This is a genomic window from Amycolatopsis ultiminotia, from assembly GCF_039536925.1.
Classification (GTDB): domain Bacteria; phylum Actinomycetota; class Actinomycetes; order Mycobacteriales; family Pseudonocardiaceae; genus Amycolatopsis; species Amycolatopsis ultiminotia.
In genome coordinates, this window is record NZ_BAAAZN010000009.1 from 25,467 (window position 1) to 44,371 (window position 18,905).

Annotated in this window: 16 protein-coding genes; 8 read left to right on the forward strand and 8 right to left on the reverse strand. The window is 70.2% G+C overall.

Features of this window, described 5'->3' with window-relative positions; all coding sequences use genetic code 11:
- Positions 1-62 precede the first annotated feature (62 nt).
- A complete protein-coding gene (locus tag ABD793_RS21180; protein ID WP_344862554.1) occupies positions 63-875 on the forward strand; it encodes an arylamine N-acetyltransferase family protein in 813 nt (270 codons plus the stop codon).
- An 830-nt stretch (positions 876-1,705) separates the two neighbouring features.
- Here the strand turns inward: ABD793_RS21180 and ABD793_RS21185 are convergent.
- The 3 genes from ABD793_RS21185 to ABD793_RS21195 form a co-directional block, all read right to left on the reverse strand.
- Complete coding sequence (locus tag ABD793_RS21185) at positions 1,706-2,956, reverse strand: MFS transporter (RefSeq protein ID WP_344863083.1); 1,251 nt, start codon at positions 2,954-2,956, stop codon at positions 1,706-1,708.
- 272 nt (positions 2,957-3,228) lie between these two features.
- A complete protein-coding gene (locus tag ABD793_RS21190) occupies positions 3,229-3,660 on the reverse strand; it encodes a MarR family winged helix-turn-helix transcriptional regulator (RefSeq protein ID WP_344862557.1) in 432 nt (143 codons plus the stop codon).
- A gap of 62 nt (positions 3,661-3,722) precedes the next feature.
- Positions 3,723-5,195 carry an NCS2 family permease gene (locus ABD793_RS21195; RefSeq protein ID WP_344862559.1) on the reverse strand — a complete coding sequence of 491 codons (1,473 nt, stop codon included), beginning with the start codon at positions 5,193-5,195 and terminating at the stop codon, positions 3,723-3,725.
- 82 nt (positions 5,196-5,277) lie between these two features.
- Between ABD793_RS21195 and ABD793_RS21200 the strand changes: the two genes are divergently transcribed.
- Entirely contained in the window at positions 5,278-5,505 is a 228-nt protein-coding gene (locus ABD793_RS21200) for a DUF2530 domain-containing protein (RefSeq protein ID WP_344863085.1), read from the forward strand.
- A gap of 1 nt (position 5,506) precedes the next feature.
- Here the strand turns inward: ABD793_RS21200 and ABD793_RS21205 are convergent, their stop codons facing one another.
- Entirely contained in the window at positions 5,507-8,266 is a 2,760-nt protein-coding gene (locus ABD793_RS21205) for a sacsin N-terminal ATP-binding-like domain-containing protein (RefSeq protein WP_425548730.1), read from the reverse strand.
- 38 nt (positions 8,267-8,304) lie between these two features.
- A complete protein-coding gene (locus ABD793_RS21210; RefSeq protein WP_344862563.1) occupies positions 8,305-9,969 on the reverse strand; it encodes a DUF3027 domain-containing protein in 1,665 nt (554 codons plus the stop codon).
- Between the two features lie 51 nt (positions 9,970-10,020).
- Between ABD793_RS21210 and ABD793_RS21215 the strand changes: the two genes are divergently transcribed.
- Genes ABD793_RS21215 through ABD793_RS21225 form a run of 3 tightly spaced genes read left to right on the forward strand, consistent with a single transcriptional unit; the run spans position 10,021 to position 13,465 of the window.
- Complete coding sequence (locus ABD793_RS21215) at positions 10,021-10,794, forward strand: glutaminyl-peptide cyclotransferase (RefSeq protein WP_344862565.1); 774 nt, start codon at positions 10,021-10,023, stop codon at positions 10,792-10,794.
- Between the two features lie 39 nt (positions 10,795-10,833).
- Positions 10,834-12,978, forward strand: coding sequence for an MFS transporter (locus ABD793_RS21220; RefSeq protein ID WP_344862567.1), 2,145 nt, complete (start codon positions 10,834-10,836; stop codon positions 12,976-12,978).
- A 10-nt stretch (positions 12,979-12,988) separates the two neighbouring features.
- Positions 12,989-13,465: a DUF2771 family protein gene (locus ABD793_RS21225; protein ID WP_344862569.1), complete on the forward strand. Its 477-nt coding sequence runs from the start codon at positions 12,989-12,991 to the stop codon at positions 13,463-13,465.
- Between the two features lie 284 nt (positions 13,466-13,749).
- Here the strand turns inward: ABD793_RS21225 and ABD793_RS21230 are convergent, their stop codons facing one another.
- Positions 13,750-14,136: a cold-shock protein gene (locus tag ABD793_RS21230; protein WP_007033367.1), complete on the reverse strand. Its 387-nt coding sequence runs from the start codon at positions 14,134-14,136 to the stop codon at positions 13,750-13,752.
- Between the two features lie 185 nt (positions 14,137-14,321).
- Here ABD793_RS21230 and ABD793_RS21235 point away from each other — a divergent pair, with 185 nt between their 5' ends.
- Entirely contained in the window at positions 14,322-14,549 is a 228-nt protein-coding gene (locus tag ABD793_RS21235) for a hypothetical protein (RefSeq protein WP_344862571.1), read from the forward strand.
- A gap of 52 nt (positions 14,550-14,601) precedes the next feature.
- On the opposite strand, the gene ABD793_RS21240 is transcribed toward ABD793_RS21235, so the two are convergent.
- Positions 14,602-15,222, reverse strand: a complete 621-nt coding sequence (locus ABD793_RS21240) for an HAD family hydrolase (RefSeq protein ID WP_344862573.1) — start codon at positions 15,220-15,222, stop codon at positions 14,602-14,604.
- 107 nt (positions 15,223-15,329) lie between these two features.
- On the opposite strand from ABD793_RS21240, the gene ABD793_RS21245 reads away from it, so the two are divergent.
- Positions 15,330-15,941: a TetR/AcrR family transcriptional regulator gene (locus tag ABD793_RS21245; protein ID WP_344862575.1), complete on the forward strand. Its 612-nt coding sequence runs from the start codon at positions 15,330-15,332 to the stop codon at positions 15,939-15,941.
- Positions 15,938-16,912, forward strand: coding sequence for a R2-like ligand-binding oxidase (locus ABD793_RS21250; protein ID WP_344862578.1), 975 nt, complete (start codon positions 15,938-15,940; stop codon positions 16,910-16,912). Before ABD793_RS21245 ends, ABD793_RS21250 begins: the two co-directional genes overlap by 4 nt.
- A 270-nt stretch (positions 16,913-17,182) precedes the next feature.
- Here the strand turns inward: ABD793_RS21250 and ABD793_RS21255 are convergent, their stop codons facing one another.
- The gene (locus tag ABD793_RS21255) at positions 17,183-18,841 is read right to left on the reverse strand and encodes an AMP-binding protein (RefSeq protein WP_344862580.1); all 1,659 of its coding nucleotides are present in this window, start codon (positions 18,839-18,841) and stop codon (positions 17,183-17,185) included.
- Positions 18,842-18,905 lie beyond the last annotated feature (64 nt).

The following is an 18,905-nucleotide window of genomic DNA, read 5'->3' on the forward strand; positions in this document are numbered from 1 at the left end:
AGGGGCCCCGTTCGGCTTTTTTCGCTTGACCTCGAGTGCACTTGAGATGTGAGAGTGGAGCCATGGACGTCGACGCCTACCTCGCCCGCCTGGACCTGCCGGTACCCGGCGCGGCCGATCTGGCCGCCCTTCGCGTGCTGCAGGAGCGGCATCTCGCCCGGGTCCCGTTCGAGAACCTGAGCGTGCACCTCGGCGAGACGATCGAGCTGACCGAGGAAGCACTGTTCGACAAGATCGTGCACCGGCGCAGGGGCGGTTTCTGCTACGAGCTGAACGGGCTGTTCGCCGCCTTGCTGCGTGAGCTCGGCTTCGAGGCCACGCTGCACGCGGCGCAGGTCTTCGGCCCGGACGGCGTGCCTGGGCCGCCGCTGGACCACGCGTGCGTACTCGTCCGCATCGACGGCGAGCAGTGGCTTGCCGACGTCGGCTTCGGCCGGTTCAGCAAGCAGCCGCTGCGGCTGTCCGCAGTGGAGCCGCAGCCGGACGCCGAGGGCGAGTACCTGCTGCTGGACGCGCCCCACGGCGACGTGGACGTGCTGCGCGACGGCGAGCGCGTGTACCGCCTGGAGCGCCGGCCGCGGCAGCTGTCCGACTTCACCCCGATGGCCTGGTGGCAGTCGACCTCGCCGGACTCGCACTTCACGCAGACCCTCACCTGCTCCCGCCCGACCGCACAAGGCCGGGTGACCCTGTCCGGCAACCGGCTGATCGAGACGGTCGACGAGGTGCGGCACGAGCAGGAACTGCCCACCGACGAGGCCATCCGCCTCGCCTACCGGGTGTACTTCGGTCTTCGGCTGCCCCGCCTGCCGGTACCACCCGACGAACACCCCTTGACGACCCCCTCGCAGGACCCGACCATGAACCCGTCCTGACCCGGCCGCAAGCGGTCCGACACGAACAAGACCGAACCCCAGCCGCCCCCACGGGAACGGGGTTTACCTCGGACGGGCCTGCACCAGCAGGTTTGTCCCGGACTGGGCCGCACCACCGGGCCTGACTCGGGCCAGGCCGCACGAGCAGGTTTGTCCCGAGCCGGGCCGTACCACCGGGCCTGCCTCGGGCAGGGCCGCACCCCGGACTCGCCTCGAGCGGGTCTGGACAACCAGGCTTGTCTCGAGCGGGCTTGTCTCGGGCTGGGCCGCACGACTGGGCTTGCCTCGGGCCAGGCCGTACAACCGGGCTTGTCTCGGGCGGGGCCGCACCCCGGACTCGCCTCAAGTGGGTCTGGACAATCGGGCCTGTCTCGAGCGGGCTTGTCGAGAGCGGTTGGCACCGCAACCGGCCAGCCGCACTCGGGCCGACCGTGCTCGGGCCGGCGCAGTCCGGGCCGACTGTGCTCGGGCCGGCACAGTCCGGGCCGACTGTGCTCGGGCCGGCACAGTCCGGGCCGACTGTGCTCGGGCCGGCACAGTCCGGGCCGACTGTGCTCGGGCTGGCACAGTCCGACCTGGCGCAGTCCGGGCCGTACATGAACGGAGCCCCGCACCCGGGGTTCCCAGGTGCGGGGCTCCGTCCGTTCCCGAACTGACTGCCGCTCCCACCACGAAGCGGACATGTATGAGGTTAGCCTAACCTCATCAACGCACGCAAGTCCGTCCCGGCGGAGACCCGCGTCTCACTCGTCCGAGTGACAACTTTCGGCGCGCGGAAAGGCCCTCTCACCCTGGGGCGAGAGGGCCCTTCGCAGGTCTTTTCCCAGCTCTCAGCGCTGCAGTACGCGCAGTCCGCTGCTGAAGCGCCGTTTCGGCAAGGACACTCCGCCGCGACGGACCAGCACCACTGCGCACACCACGGCCGCGATCAGGGAGAGCGCGCCACCGATGTAGAACGGCGAGCGCCCGCCGAACGCGTCGGCCATCCAGCCGGTCATCGGGCCGCCGATCGGGTTGCCGCCGATCAGCACCAGCACGTAGAGGCCCATTACGCGGCCCCGCATCTCCGGCGACACGGACGTCTGCACCAGGGTGTTGGCCGTGTTCAGGAAGGTGATCGTGGCGAAGCCGAGCGGGATCAGCCCGATGCCGAAGGCGAGATAGCTCGGCATGAACGCGGTGATGAACTCGAACAGGCCGAGCAGCGCACCGGACAACAGCAGCAGCCGCACCCGCGGACGGCTCCTGATCCCCCGCCGCGCGGAGGCGAGCGCGCCGGTGAAGGTCCCCACCGCGACGAGTGTGGACAGCAGTCCGTAACCGTCGGCCTGGGTGTGGAACACGTTGGCGGCCACGATCGGCAACGAGGTGAAGTAGGTGATGCCGAACGTGCTGACGAAGAACACCAGCACCATCACGGTGATCAGGTCGGAGCGCCGTCGCACGTAGCGCAGGCCCTCGACCAGCTGACCCTTCGCGCGCGGGACGGCAGGGCCGCGGAACAGCTTGGCCGGGTCCATCAGCGCGACCCCGGTGATCACCGCGATCGTGCTGACCGCGTTGGCCATGAACAGCCAGCCGGTGCCGACCCAGGTGATCGCGAACCCCGCGATCGCCGGTCCGGCGATGCGGGCCATGTTGAAGATCGACGAGTTCAGCGCCACCGCGTTGGCCACCTGGTCGCGCCCGACCATCTCGGCCACGAACGACTGCCGGGTGGGCACCTCCATCGCCGAGGTGACGCCGAGCAGCATGCACAGCAGGTAGACCTGCCACAGCTGCGCCACACCTGCCAGGTCGAGCGCCCCGAGCAGGACCGCCTGCACACAGTTCGCCGCCTGAATGATCATCAGCAGCCTGCGCTTGTCGACGCGGTCGGCCAGCACCCCGGCCCACAGCGACAGCAGCAGCGTCGGCGTGAACTGGAAGGCGACCGCGATGCCGAGCGCAACCGGGTTGTTGCCGGAGAGGGTGAACACCAGCCAGTCCTGCGCGATGCGCTGCATCCAGGTGCCGACGTTCGAGATGACCTGGCCGGTGAAGAACAGCCGGTAGTTGCGCACCCGCAGGGAGGAGAACATGCCGCGGCTCTTCTTCGGCGCGGCCTGCTGGGCCTGCTGCTCCGCGGCTCCCGGTTTCACCCCGGACTCCGGTTCGGCCTTCGCCTGTTCCGCACCCGGCCCGGGTTTCGCCGTCTCGGACTCCGGCTTCCGCCCGCGCTCGGAATCCGGATTCGGACCATCGGCTGCGACGTCGCCGGGTGGGCCCGGCGGAGCTGACGGTGGTGCCGTCTCCCGGGTAGCAGTGGGTTCGGTCGGACGTCCTGTTTCGCTACCCGTGGTGGTCACCGGTGCTAGTTCCCCGCCATCCTGTCGATGATCTCCGCGGCTCGGTTGAGCACCTGCAGCTCTTCCTCGCCGAGTTCGGCCAGTTGCCGGTCCAGCCACGCCTCCCGCACCGAGATGGCCTTGCGCACGTAGGCCAGCCCGTCGTCGGAAAGTTCGACGATGGCCTGCCTGCCATCCGTCGGATGCGGGCGGCGCTCGACGAAACCCATCTCCTCGAGCGCGGCGATCACCCTCGTCATCGAGGGCGGCTGGACGCCTTCCTTCGCGGCGAGCCGACCTGGGGTCAGCGGACCGCATTTGTACAGGGTGGACAGCGCGGCGATCTGCGTCAGCGAAACGTCGTCGCCCACCCGCTGTGCCCGGAGCCGGCGGTTGAGCCGGACCACTGCGAGGCGCAGGCGGCTCGCCAGGGAGCGCTCGTGCGGATCGCCGGACATATTAGTTAGCATACCTCACGACCCGGCCCGATCGTTCCCACGAGTGAGCGATCTCGCGCCGGTCAGGACAGCGCAGCCTGGATCGGACCGACCGCGAAGTAGCCGACGAACGCCACCGCGATCACCCACATCAACGGGTGCACCTGCCGGGCCTTGCCGGTCACCGCGCGGATCACCACATAGCTCACGAAGCCTGCTCCGATTCCGTTGGCGATCGAGTAGGTGAACGGCATGACCACGATCGTCAGGAAGGCGGGCAGCGCGATCGAGAAGTCGGTGAAGTCGATCTCGCGGACCTGCGCCATCATCAGCGCGCCGACCACGACCAGCGCAGGTGCGGCGGCCTCGACCGGGATCACCTGGTAGAGCGGGGTGAGGAACATCGCGGCGAGGAACAGCACGCCGGTCACGATGTTCGCCAGCCCGGTGCGCGCGCCCTCGACGATGCCGGACGCGGACTCCACGAACACCGTGTTCGAGCTGGCCGAGCCGAAACCGCCCGCCGCACCGGCGAGCCCCTCCACGAACAGCGCCTTGCCCACGTTCGGCAGCTGGCCGTCCTTGCCGACGAGGCCGGCTTCCTTGCCCAGTCCGGTCATGGTGCCCATGGCGTCGAAGAAATCGGCGAGCACCAGCGTGAACACCAGCAGCACCACGGTGATGATCGGCAGCCGGGTCCAGGCGCCGAAGGACACGTCGCCGACCAGCGACAGATCGGGCAGCCCGAGGACCTGGTCCGGCAACGCCGGATAGCCGAGGTTCCACCCCTTCGGATCGGCGCCGTTCGACGGCCCCGCCTTCACGATCGCCTCCACCACGATCGCGAGCACGGTGGAGCCGAGCACGCCGATCAGGATCGCGCCCTTGACCCGCTTGGCCACGAGAAACGCGGTGAGCAGCAGACCGACCACGAACACCGCGGTCGGCCAGGAGGCGATGGAGCCGTTGATACCGAGCCCGACCGGCACCGTGGTGTGCGCGTCGTCCGGGATCCGGCGCACGAACCCGGCGTCGACGAGCCCGATGAAGCAGATGAACAGCCCGATACCGACCGCGATGGCCGATTTCAGTTCGGCAGGCACCGCCCGGAACACCGCGGTGCGGAAGCCGGTGAGCACCAGCAGCACGATGATCACGCCCTCGATCACCACCAGGCCCATCGCTTCCGGCCAGCTCATCTGCGGGGCGATGGTGACCGCGAGCAGGCTGTTGATGCCGAGCCCGGTGGCGATGCCGAACGGGTAGTTCGCGACGAGGCCCATCAGGATGGTCAGCACCCCGGCGACCAGCGCGGTGACCGCCGCGACCTGCGGCACCGGCAGGATGTGGCCGAGCACGTCCTCGTGCGCGGACGGGCTTCCGGCCGCGAAACTACCGATGATCAGCGGGTTGAGGACCACGATGTAGGCCATCGTCACGAAGGTGACGACCCCGCCGCGGACCTCCCGCCCGGTGCTCGACCCGCGTTCGCTGATCTTGAAGAAGCGGTCCAGTGTGGACCGTGACCCGCTGTGCCGTTCGCTGCGCTCCGCCATTTCCCTGCCTGTCTCGCTGCCGGTCCGGGGTAGGCTGCACCACGTGGATGAACCGACCGGTGCCCCGGACGTTACGGGCTCGTTGCGGCACACGCCGGAACTGCCCAAGCGGCTGACCGACCTGACCCCGGTGGTGATCGTAGGTACCACGCTCTGGCTGGTCGCACTGGTGGTGCTGTTCTTCGGCGCGCACGGGGTGTGGGTACAGACCGCGCTCGCCGGCGTGGTGCTCGGCCTGATCGGCTTCGGCATCATCTTCTGGCAGCGTGCAGCCGCCCGCCGCGGTTCGAAATCGGCCCAGCGGCTCTAGCTCAGTTCAGCAGCGTGCGCGGTGCCGGGTCCTCCAGCAGTGCGGTGATCCGGTAGCGCTCGGCCCACCGGCCGCCGGCCGTGGCGAACGCCCTTGCCAGGCCTTCCGAGGTGTCCGCGGCATGCAGCCGGTCGTCGGACCACCACGGAACGTCGTACTCGGTGCCGTCCACGGTCACGGTCAGCGGATCGTGCAGCAGCAAACCGCCGTCGGGCAGGGCGAGGCCGAGTTGTTCGGCAACGAGCAGCACAGCGGGCAGCTCGGCCCAGGCCACGTATTCGCCGGTGCTGGTCACCTCGGCGGGCAGGCCACTGGCGGTGGGCAGGTCGAGCAGTTCGGCGAGCCGTTCCGGGTCCTGCGGTGCGACCACCATCCGGCTGGGCTCCAGTACCGCGGCGAACCACGGCGCGTCGAGCACCACGGCTTCCGTTGCCACCGTGCCGTCCGCCACCCGGACGCCGGCGGGTGCGTCGAGGTCGGCCACTTCGACCGGCGCGGCCACCAGCGCGGCGTGCGCGCGGGCGACCAACCCGGGCGCCGGGGTGCGAGCCGGATCGCCGAGGCGGTCGAGCAGATCGGTCACGTCCTCGGCAGTGTCGAGGACGAGCTCTGTCCGCACCCCGGTGACCAGCAGCAGATCGTCGGTCAGGCCGAGGTCCGGGACCACGTCGTACAGTCCGGCGAGCCCGGTGGCCGACGGCATCCGCCATGCGCCCGGCGGTTCCCCGGCCAGCAGCGCGTACTGGCTAAGCCACCACGCGGCGTGCCCATCCGGGGTGTGCAGTGCTTGCCACGTCTGCGGACGCGCGGCCAGCAGCCGCAGCGCAGCAGGCCAGGCGTCGTCCGCGACGAGGTCGAGATCCCGCACCGCGACCACAGTCGACGGCTCGCAAGCCTCCCACCACAGGTCTTCGTCCGGCAGATCGTGGTCGGGCTCGTGTGGTTGCTCGTCGCGGACCACGGCGAACGAATCGAGCACCCCGGTGGCCACGAGCGTCTCGGCAGGCCAGTCCTCGGCGAATTCCTCGTCGAGGACTGCGAGTGCGCCATCGGGCTCGAACACCTCGGGGTCGAACACGTCCAGCAGCGGGGAAGCGGGCAGCACCACCTCGGCTGCCCGGCGCCAACCGTCCTCCGTGGGCAGTGCGAGCGCAGCTGTCCAGCCTGGCGCCTGATCACCGCATTCGGCAACGAGCCGGAGCACGGCACCGGCGAGCACCATTCCGTCCGAACCGGACTGAACGTCGGCCACGCTGCGCTCCACTGCGTACTGCACTTGCTCGGCTTCGAGCAGCTGCCGCGCGTCGGCGTGTTTGGCACCGAGTCGTTCCAGCAGCGGATGCGCTGCAGCGGGGTGCACCAGACGCAGTCCTGGAACGTCCACATCGGACAGTAGTTCGAGCAGTTCCCCGCTGCCTTCCACGAGCAACGCACCCTGGACGCCCGGCAGCGTGCGACCGTCGGACAGCGGCACCGGCAGCCCGTCGAGCTGCGCCGAGGTGAGGGCGTGTCCGTCGACCGCCTTCGCCAGCACCGCGTAGAGCTCGCGCCACCATTCGGGTTGCCGGTCGATACCGGTCAGCAGCTCGAGTACATCGCCGATTCCCTGCAGTTGAGCGGAAACCGGCTTCAGCAGCCGGACTGCGGACGGCGGCACGACCACCAGCCCCGGCACCAGATCAGCCAGCAGCGAGGACAGCCCCGGGGCGTCCACGTCGAGAATTCGCGCCTGCCTGCCCGGCACGACCTCTCCGTCTACCGTGGAAAGCCAGGGCTGCCCGGACAGTTCGGCGAAAATGAACTCGCCGAGCTGTGAGTCCACAGTAGATTTGGGGAATCCTGCCGCGGGAATGAGCGCAAACCGGTGCTCTGGCGGCAGCTCCCGCACGAGAGCGACGTACTGGCCTGCCGCGTCCCGCAATGCTTCGGTGAGCCCGTCGCCCGGAAGAACCCTTCGCCGCGACGGCTCCAGCGGCACCGCCAGAATCAGCCGCGCGGGCAGTGAAAGCTCTTCGTCGGTAGGGGTCGGTGCGTGCAGCACATCGTCGTTGAGCGGGCGGGGGACACCCTCGTCGTCCACCGGGACCGCCCACGGTCCATGCGTGCGCCAGCGCGCCTTCCCTTGTGGACCATCAATCTGCACGATGCCGTCGCCGGTGCGAGTCCACACGCGACCGTCTACTTCGGCTTCGGCAAGCCACGGCAATGCGAGCAACAGGTCGCCGATTTCCCCGGCGACCTCGTCGAGCAGCGCCCGCCCCTGCTCCCGCAACGGCAGCCGGACCTCGGTGTCGTACCCCGCCGTCGGCTCCTCGTCGACCGGGAACGGCAGCCGCAACACCGGTACGTCACCGGACCTGGCGGCTTCCTCCCTGGTGCGCCGGGCGGAAAAGCCGACCGCCCCGGTGGTGGAAACCACGCGCGGCTCGTCGGTCACCGTGAGCACGGCGGCGAACCCGATCCCGAACCGCCCGACCGTGCCGAGCTGCTCTTTCCCCGACGCCCGCAACGAGGCCAGTGACTCGACACCTCGTGCATCCAACGGTGCACCGGTGTTCGCAACCCGCAACTCACCGTCCACAACGGACACCCGGAGTCGGCCAGGCACCCCTGCCGCCTGCGCGGCATCCGCCGCGTTCTGCGCAAGCTCGACGAACAACCGATCCCGGTACGCGCCGACCCGCAGATCCCGCTCGGAATTCGTGTCCTCGGTGAACCGGGTGGGTGAATCCCGCCAGGCCGCCAGCACCGCCGAACGCAACCGCCCCGTCCCGAACGGATCAGCCTCAGCGCCGGCCCTCACCGGCCGTCGCCACTCCCGCCGACCTCTTCACCATCGGCGCCACCCCGCCCCTCGAACCCAAACCCCTGAACCGCCCCGGCAACACTGTCGGAACCGGAGCTTGCGGCGTCGTTGGAACCGGAATCTGCCGCCGCCTCGGGAGCGGAGTCCGGTGTCGCCCCGGCCGTGGAGTCTGCAACCCCTTCGGTTGCGAAGCCCGCAACACCCGCCGAGGCGGAGTCAGCAGCCTCCTCGGTGGCGGAGCCCGTTGCCTCCTCAGTGGCGGAGCCCGTTGCCGCCTCGGTGGCGGAACCCGTTGCCGCCTCAGTTGCGGAACCCGTTGCCGCCTCGGTGGCGGAGTCGGTAGCCGCGTCGGCCGTGGGGGCCGAGTCCGGAACCACGTCGGTGGCGGAGTGCGCAACAGACTCGGCGGATCCGGCGGTACCGACCGGCTCGCCAGTCCCAGCTGCCTGCTGAACATCCCTGTCAGCGACAACCCCGGAAAGCCCCTCGGACCCCCCGGAAGGCTCCGCAACCTCGTCGACCGCGGGCGCCTCGCCGGGCACGATCTGCTCCGCGGCATTGCCGACCGTAGGCACCACGTCGGGTACGACCTCAGGCACCTCCGCAGCATTGCCGGCCGCAGGCACCTCCGCTTCCGCGGCGTTGCCGACTGCGGGCGCCTCGCCGGGCACGACTGCCTCCGTTGTCGCCGCGGGGGCACTCGGGGCGTCCGGCTCGGCCGGGGTCAGTGGTTCGGTCGGGTTCGGCGCGGCTTCGGTGGTCGCAACCGTCGCCGGATCCGCGGCCGGTTCCGGTGCCGAAGCCGACTCCGGTGCCGCAGTCGAGTCCACAACGGACTCCGGTGCCGCAGCCGCGTCCGCAACCGGCTCCGGCTCCGGTGCCGTGGCCGGTTCGGGGAGCGACGCCGGGCTGTAGTCGATCAGTGAATCGTCGTACACCAGTTCCGCCACCGGGACCGAGGACGTGACCTCGACCTGGACCTCCGAATGCGCGCCGCAGCCGTATTCGACGTCCACCACGTGACCGTCGGCGGGGGCGATGTCGTTCGCGCAGGCACCGAAGGCGGCGCGCAGCGAACCGGCCAGCGGCACGAAGAATCCGCAGGTGCCGCAGGTGCCGGGGGCGCTGCGGGCCATGTCCGAGCGCGGGCCGAACTCGCCGGTGTGCCAGCGGGCGGCCGCGTCCAGCCTGCCGTGCCTCGAGAGCACGTGCACCCGGCCGAGGCCGACCTCCTGCGCAGTCTCCTCGACCGCCGGATCGTCCGACCGCAAGTACGCGGGCACGAGCCGCAGGTCGTCCTTGTCCGCCGGGAACAGGTCACCGACGCCGAGATCGCCCGCGCGCACCCGCCGCTCCCACGGCACCCAGGTGGGCGCCACCAGTGCGTCGGGGCCGGGGCGCAGAGACAGCTCGCTCACCGTGACCGGTTCGTCCTTGTCGGTCACCGCCACCGTCACCGACCAGCGCCAGCCGCGGTACCCGGGCACCCATGCCTCGAACAGGTGGCTCAGCGAAACGGCGTCCTCCGGCTCCACGCCGACGTGCTCGCCGACCTGATCGGGCGGCGCGTCCGCCAGCACGGCGGCCCGCGCGACATCTTCGGCGTCGGCGAGCTTCCGGTGGAGAGAGCCGTCGTCCAGAGTCAACAGCAGCGTCATACCCCCAATTGTGCCGCACGCATCCGCGGCGCCCGTGCCAGGCTGTTCCTCGTGCGAACCCGGATCGTCGTGCCCCTGCTGACCCTCGCGCTGCTCGGCGGCTGCGGCGGCACGCAAGCCGCGCCCGCCCCGCCCGAACAGCTCGCTGTGCAGGTGCTCGAGACGCTGCCGCACGACAGTACGTCGTTCACCGAGGGCCTCGAGTATTCCGGCAGCACGCTGTATGAAAGCCGTGGCCTGGCGGGTCAGTCGGCGCTCACCGCGGGACCGGCCGGCGGACCGCCCGTGCGGCGCGTGGCGCTGCCGTCGCCGCTGTTCGCCGAGGGCATCACCGTGCTCGGTCCGAAGCTGTGGCAGCTCACCTGGCAGGACGGTGTCGCCATCGAGCGCGACTCGAGCAGCCTCGCCGAACTCCGCCGCGTGCCGTTCGACGGTGAGGGCTGGGGCCTCTGCCACCAGCCCGACGGACGGCTCGTGATGAGCAACGGGTCATCGACACTCACGTTCCGTGACCCGCAAACGTTTGCCATCACCGGTTCCGTCGACGTCGGCGAGGACCAGCTCAACGAACTGGAGTGCGTCGGCAACACGGTCTACGCGAACGTCTGGCAGACCGGCACCATCCTGCGCATCGACGCGGGCACCGGGCGGATCACCGGCCGGATCGACGCCAGCAGCCTCCGCACGCCGGTGCATCCCGGCGAGGACGTGCTCAACGGCATCGCCGCGGTGCCCGGCACGGACCAGTTCCTCGTCACCGGGAAACTGTGGCCATCGGCGTTCCGCGTGAAGTTCGTCCCGGAAACCCGGCGAACCGGCACGTGAGCGGGCGCAACCGGGCCCCGATGAGGCAGGATTGAAGCCGTGGCACTTTTCGGCTCGCGCTCCGGTTCCGGCGGCCCCCTCGGCGGGCAGTCGGGCAAAGGCCGCGGCCGCAAGAGCAAGCGCCGCTGGACCCCGGAACCGAGCGCCGCGCAGAGCCGCTCCTGGCGGGAACCGCCCCGGCCGACCCGGGTCGACCAGGCCGTCGATTCCCGCACGCGGCAGGCGCAGCCGGAGTACGAACCGCCACGCGCCCAGCCCGAGCACGTACCCGCGCAGCCCGAAGCGCCGCGGCCCCAGGCCGAGTACGCCCCCCGTGCCGAGGGCTTCGCGCCGGAACCACCGCGCGCCCGGCCGGACCGCGTTCCGCCGGAACCACCGCGCGCCCGGCCCGAATACCCGGCCGAGCCGCCGCGTGCCCGGCCCGAATACGTCGCGGCCGAGCCGCCGCGCGCCCGGCCCGAGGACGCCGCCGCGGAAGGCCGGATCCGCGAGAACCCGCGGGGTCGCCCGGAGCGTCCCAGCCCGTTCTACGACGGTCACTCGCGCGGGCCGACCGCCGACGAAGCGCCCACCGGTGAGGTTCCGGTTGGCCGTCGTATGCCTCCGCCGCGAGGTGCCCGGCCCTATCCGCCGCGTGATCACCGCACCGAGCCGGTGCGTCCGCGGCCGCACGACGGTCTGCCCGGCAGCGGCGAGTACGAGCACTACGACACCGGTGGCTACGCCGGCGAGCCACGCGTCAGTCCCGGCGCGGAAGAAGACCTGCACACCACGGCCGTCCCCGGTGCCGGATCGGTACCGAAGCTGCCGAAGAAGCTCACCGTCACGCGGGTCGCCGCGCTGCGCAGCCGCCAGCTGAGCGGGCAGGCCATCGGCATGTTCCAGCGGGCCACCAAGGCCGACGGCGCGGACAAATCCGGCCTCACCTCGCTGATGTACGCGGTGATGCTGAACTACGCCAGCGACGCCGCGATGGCGATCGCGCTGGCGAACACCCTGTTCTTCGCCGCCACCAGCGGGGAGAGCAAGGGCAAGGTGGCGCTGTACCTGCTGATCACGATCGCGCCGTTCGCGCTCGTCGCGCCGGTGATCGGCCCCGCGCTGGACCGGATCCAGCGCGGCAGGCGGCTCGCCATGTGCGTCGCCTCGGTCGGGCAGGGCCTGATGGCCGTGGTGATGGCACTGCACTTCGACGACTGGCTGCTCTACCCCGCCGCACTGGGGATGATGGTGCTGTCGAAGTCGTTCACGGTGCTGAAGGCGGCCGTCACGCCCCGCGTCGTGCCGCCGGAGATCACGCTGTCCAAGACGAACGCGCGGCTCACCGTGTTCGGCCTGGTCGCAGGCGGCGCGTTCGGCGCACTGGCCAGTGGTGTGAACAGTCTCGCCGGCTCGGCCGGCGCGCTGTGGTTCACCGCGGCGATCTGCGTGGCCGCGGCCGTGCAGTCGATGCGGATCCCGTCGTGGGTCGAGGTGACCGAGGGCGAGGTGCCCACGTCACTGTCCGCGCACCCGGAGGGCAAACAGCGCAAACAACGCCAGCCGATGGGCCGCCACATCGTGGTCGCCTTGTGGGGCAACGGTTCCGTACGGGTGCTCACCGGGTTCCTGATGATGTTCGCCGCATTCGCGGTGAAAGCGCAGACCGAGGGCGCCGGGCACAGCCCGTTCATGCAGTTGCTGCTGCTCGGCGTGATCGGCGCCGCGGCAGGGGCAGGCGGGTTCATCGGCAACGCGCTCGGCGCACGGCTGCAGTTCGGTTCGCCGGACCAGGTGGTGGTGAGCTGCGTGGCGGCCGCGGTGCTCAGCACGCTCCTCGCGACGCTGCTGCCCGGCCTCGCCACCGCCGCAGTCGTCGGTCTCGTCGGTTCGACGGCCAGTGCGCTGGCGAAGGTCAGTCTCGACGCGGTGATCCAGGAGGACCTGCCGGAGCAGTCCCGGGCGTCCGCGTTCGGCCGTTCGGAAACGGTGCTGCAGCTGGCCTGGTGCTTCGGCGGCGCGGTCGGGCTGTTGCTGCCGCCGACGTACTGGATCGGCTTCCTGGTGGTGACCGTGCTGCTGGCGATCGGGCTCACGCAGACCTATCTGGTCCGCCGCGGCGGTTCGATCGTGCCGGGGCTCGGCGGGAACCGTCCGCTGCGACCGGCGCCCACCGGCAGCTTCCCCGCGCAGGGCCGCCGGTAATCTTCGGGGCATGCGACGTTCCCGTGTGGTGGCCGTGCTCGCGGCCGGTGGTCTTGCGGCGGCAGGCTGTTCGGCGCCAGGGCCGGCCGAGGTGACCTTCTACGGCGACGGGCACACGATCCGCGTCGGCCCGATCGGCAACTGCGATCTGAAGACCGGCACCTGCGCGGCCGATCCGGGCGCGGCGGGCACGCTCAAGGTGCGACCGGGACGTTCGGTGCAGATCTCGGTACCGAAGGAGATCGCCGAGACACCGTGGAAAGTCACCGTGCAGTACGTGAACGGCGAGGGCCGGCGCCAGCCTCTCGACGAGCACATCATCACCACCGGCGACCGCTACGCCTACACCGCCGCCCCGCCGGCGAAGGACGACCAGATCACGGTCGTGGAGATCGCACAGGCATCGGTGATCAGCCGAACCGGCGACCCGAACGACGCCGAGCCGATCACCACGGCACTGTGGTCACTGCAGGTGCAGCCGGGCTGACCCGGCGAGAGTCACCGCAGGCACGGCCCAGCCGCCCCGACTGTTGCCACCGCAGGCACACCCCGGCCAACCCGGGGCAGTCACCACAGCCACCCCAGCCGACCCGGCGGAGTCACCACAGGCACCCCAGCCAACCCGGCGACAGTCACCACAGCCACCCCGGCCAACCCGGCGGAGTCACCACAGCCACCCCAGCCAACCCGGCGACAGTCACTACAGGCATCCCAGCCGATCCGGCGGCAGTTACCACAGGTGCAGTCCGGCCGACCGGCGAACGGGCCCGATCACGGGTCGAGGTCGCGTGCGACCGCGCGCATGATCTCCGCGATCTGCTTGGTGTGCTTGCGATCCGGGTAGCGATTGCGCCGCAGGTCGGGCTGGACCTTCAGCTCGAGCAGCTTGATCATGTCCTCGATGAGGCCGTGCAGCTCCTCGGCGGGACGGCGGCGAGCCTCGGCCACCGACGGCGGCGGGTCGAGCAGCCGGACGGAAAGCGCCTGCGGCCCGCGTCGGCCGTCGGCAACGCCGAACTCGAGCCGTTGGCCGGCCTTGAGCCCCTCGACGCCTTGGGGCAGTGCGGCCTTGCGGATGTAGACGTCCGCGCCGCCGTCCTGCGTGACGAACCCGAACCCCTTCTCCGCGTCGTACCACTTGACCTTGCCGGTCGGCACTTCCCTCACCAGTCCTTCTGCTGTGCTGCTCACGACGAACGCGCCTCGGGCGTACCGAGGCGCGCGTTGTACCCAGCCTATCTCGCCACCGGCACCGGCGAGAAGTGGATACGGCGGTTACCCCGCAGCGGCGCCCCGCAGCCGCCCTTGGTGGCGCACCTCCGCCGCACAGTTACCCTTTAGCCATGGCAAACGCAGCGAAACCGGCGGGCAAGCCGGTCCTGATGCGGATCGGCATCGGCCTGTTCGGCATCGGCATGGCCGCCGTGCTGGCGGTGTTCGTGCTGTTCGCCGCGGGGCTGGAGAACCTGCCGGTGTGGCTGAGCGCGGTGGCCGGGGTGATCACCCCGCTCGGGTTGCTGCTGGGGCTGATCGCGCTCGTGCGTGAGGCTCGCTCCGCCAAGACGGGCTGACCCGGCCGACGACGGGTCCGCGAGGACCCGGTCAACGCGCGATCCGCGGTGGTCAGGCCGCCTGCCCGGCGAACCGGTTGGCGAACCACTCCGGGAACTCCGTCAGCGAGTCGAACACCACCTCGGCGCCCTCGGCGGCCAGCTCTTCCCTCGTGCACGGCCCGGTGGCGACCGACACCGCGACCGCGCCCGCCGCGTGCGCGCCCCGGACGTCGCCGAGGTGATCACCGACGTACACCTGCGCGCCGTGCGCCAGCAGCGCTTCCGCTTTCCGTGTCGACCACAGCTCGCCCACCACCTCGTCGACCTCCAGCCCCAGCGCGTCGACGTGCAGCTGCGCGTTCGGCGCGTACTTCCCGGTGACGACGACGGTGTTTCCGCCGGCCTGGTGCACCACCCGCAGCGCCTCGGCCGCGCCGGGCAGCGCGACGGTGACCGGCACGACCACCTCCGGGTACAGCGCGCGGAACCGGTCGATCAGCCACGGGATGCGTTCCTCCGGCGCCTCGAAACCACGCAGGATGTCGTCCAGCGGCGGCCCCAGGTTCGCGGCGAACCGCTCCCCGTCGAGCGGGAGACCGGACTCCGTGCCGAGCGCGTTCATCGCCGCAGCCATCCCCGGCCGCGAATCGATCAGTGTCATGTCGAGGTCGAATCCCACGGTCACTCCCACGCCGGCCACGGTAGCCGCCCGCACCGACAATCCCGGCATCCGCTGTACACAGCAGCTGATCCGGTCAAGTTTCTTGACACGTGACTCAGCTGTGTCAAGCTGACAGTGTGACAAGCTTCACCGAGCGCACCAAGGCTTCGCTGCGCGAGGCCCTGCTGGACGCGGCCGCCGAACTGCTGCCCGAGCACGGTCACCGGGCGCTGCGGATGGCCGACGTGGCCGCGCGGGCCGGCGTCAGCAGGCAGACCGTCTACAACGAGTTCGGCAACAAGGCAGCGCTGACCCAAGCGGTGGCATTGCGCACCGCGGCGGAATTCCTCGACGGCATCCGCCTCCGGTTCGAAGACGCCGAGAGCCTGACCACCGGCATGCACGGTGCAGTCGTCTACACGATCGAACACGCCAGGGAGAACCGGCTCATCGCCGCGGCGCTCGGCACCGAGGCAGGCGAAGACCTGCTCCCGCTGCTCACCACGCAGGGCGAGCCGATCCTCGCTGCGGCCGCCGAACTGGCCGCCCGGCAGTACCTCGCGTTCGAACCGCGGCTGTCCGCCGAATCGGCCGCACTGCTGGCGGAGACGGTGGTGCGGCTCTCGCTCAGCCACCTGGTGCTGCCGACGCATTCCGCGACCGCAGCAGCGGACGCCGTGCTCGCGGTACTCGCCCCCGCCATCGACCTGTTCGTCCACAACGGAGTGCAACGGAAGGGCCAGCCATGACCGAGACACTTCCCGAACTGCGCGACGGGTTCTCGTCGCTGCGCAGGAGCGGGCTCAACTGGGATTCGTTCCCGTTGCGGCTGTTCGTCAAGGGCAACAAGAAGTTCTGGAACCCGGCGGACCTCGATTTCAGCCGCGAACGTGAGGGGTGGGACACGCTCGACCCGGAGCAGCAGCGTTCGGCCACCTACCTGGTCGCGCAGTTCATCGCGGGGGAAGAAGCGGTCACCGAGGACATCCAGCCGTTCCTGCGGGCGATGTCGGCCACCGGGCGGTTCGGCGACGAGATGTACCTGACCCAGTTCTGCTTCGAGGAGGCCAAGCACGTCGAGGTGTTCCGGCGCTGGATGGACGCGGTGGGCCTCACCGAGGACCTGCACTCCTACGTCGCGGAGAACCCGCACTACCGCAAGCTGTTCTACGAGGAGCTGCCGCAGTCGCTGCGCGCACTGGAGGACGATCCCAGCCCGCTCAACCAGATCCGCGCGAGTGTCACCTACAACCACGTGATCGAGGGCAGTCTCGCGCTCACCGGGTACTACTCGTGGCAGCTGATCTGCACCCGGAACCAGATCCTGCCCGGCATGCAGGAGCTGGTGCGCCGCATCGGTGACGACGAGCGGCGGCACATGGCCTGGGGCACCTTCACCTGCCGCAGGCACGTCGCCGCGGACGACTCGCTGTGGGACGCCGTGCAGCAACGCATGGGTGAACTGCTGCCGCATGCGCTCAACATGATCCAGTGGGTGCAGGACCAGTTCGAGGAGGTCCCGTTCGCGGGCGACGACCCGGAGGAACTCCTCACCTACGCCGCCGACCGCGCCCAGCGCCGCCTCGGCGCCATCGAATCGGCCAGGGGCACCCCGGTCGAGCAGATCGACCTGGACTACTCGCCGGAGCGGCTGGAAGACACCTTCGGCGAGGAGGACGAGAAGGCGCTGGCCGAAGCAGCCACGGCGGCGACCACCTGACAAACCGCTCGCCCGCATGACGAACCGGCGGCGCCCACGCGACCGACCGGCAGCGACCATGGGACCCGACCGGCGGCGTCCGAGGGGCGGACCGGCAACCGCCCACGCGACGAACCAGCGGCGCCCGCGGGACGAACCGGCAACCGCCCACACGACCGACCGGCAGCGACCACCGGGGCGGACCGGCAACCGCCCACGCGATCGACCGGAAGCGACCACCGGGGCACCCGACGTCCGTCCACTTCAGACGGTCGCCGGGGGTGGTGCGGATCAGGCGTGTTCGCGCGCTGCGAGCTGTTCCAGTCCGAGCAGGGTCACGGACTGTTCCCGCATCTCCACCTTGCGCACCTTGCCGGTGACGGTCATCGGGAACTCGTCGACCACGTGCACGTACCGCGGGATCTTGTAGTGCGCCAGCTTGCCGTGGCAGAACTCGCGCACCGCCTCGGTGGTCAGCTCCGCCGCGCCCTCGCGTACCCGGATCCAGGCCATCAGCTCCTCGCCGTACTTCGCGTCCGGCACCCCGATCACCTGCGCGTCGAGCACATCCGGGTGGGTGTAGAGGAATTCCTCGATCTCACGCGGGTAGACGTTCTCCCCGCCGCGGATCACCATGTCCTTGATCCGGCCGGTGATGTTGACATACCCGTCGTCGTCCATGATCGCGAGGTCGCCGGTGTGCATCCAGCGCGCGGCGTCGATGGCCTCCGCAGTCTTCTCCGGTTCCTCCCAGTAGCCGAGCATCACCGAGTAGCCACGGGTGCACAGCTCGCCGGGGGTGCCGCGGGGCACCGTGAGCCCGGATTCCGGATCGACCACTTTGGACTCCAGATGCGGGCCGACCCGGCCGACCGTGGACACCCGGCGCTGCACCGAATCGTCCGCGCGGGTCTGCGTGGACACCGGGGAGGTTTCGGTCATGCCGTAGCAGATGGACACCTCCGCCATGCCCATCCGGTCGATCACCTGCTTCATCACCTCGACCGGGCACGGCGAACCCGCCATGATCCCGGTCCGCAGGCTGGACAGGTCGTGTGTGGCGAAGTCCGGATCGTTCAGCTCGGCGATGAACATGGTCGGCACGCCGTAGAGCGAGCTGCACCGTTCGGCCGCGACCGCGGCGAGCGTGGCCTTCGGCTCGAAACCCGGCGCGGGGATGACCATGCACGCGCCGTGACTGGTGCATGCGAGATTGCCCATCACCATGCCGAAGCAGTGGTAGAACGGCACCGGGATGCACACCCGGTCCTGTTCGGTGTAGTTGCACAGTTCGCCGACGAAGTAGCCGTTGTTCAGGATGTTGTGGTGGCTGAGCGTGGCGCCCTTGGGGAACCCGGTGGTGCCGGAGGTGTACTGGATGTTGATCGGATCGTCCGCGGACAGGCCTGCCTGCAGCTTCGCCAGCAGCGCCGGATCCCCGCCGCGGCCTTCGTCCAGCAGCCGGGTCCACGTCGGCGTGCCGAGCAGCACCACGAACTCCAGGCCGGGGCACTGTGGCCGGACCTGCTCGATCATGCCTGCGTAGTCGGAGGTCTTGAAGCTTTCCGCGGCCACCAGCATCCGCACGCCTGCCTGGTTGAGCACGAACTCGAGTTCGTGCGACCGGTAGGCGGGGTTGATGTTGACCAGGATCGCGCCGATCTTGGCCGTCGCGTACTGCAGGATCGTCCACTCCGCGCGGTTCGGCGCCCAGATCCCGACCCGGTCGCCCTTGCCGATGCCGTCCGAGACCAGCCCGTGTGCCAGCGCGTTCACGTCGGCGGCCAGTTCGCGATAGGTCCAGCGCCGCCCGGCCGCCCGGTCGACGAGCGCGTCGCGGTCGCCGAACGCGGCCACTGTGCGGTCGAAGTTGTCGCCGATGGTGTCCCCGAGCAACGGGACCTCGGACGTTCCGGAGGAGTAGCTGGGCAGGGCAGGCGTTTCGGGCATGGAATCCTCCCAGAACGGACGGTCGGCGTCGACGCGCAGAGTCTAGCTCCGCTACCCTGCCCCG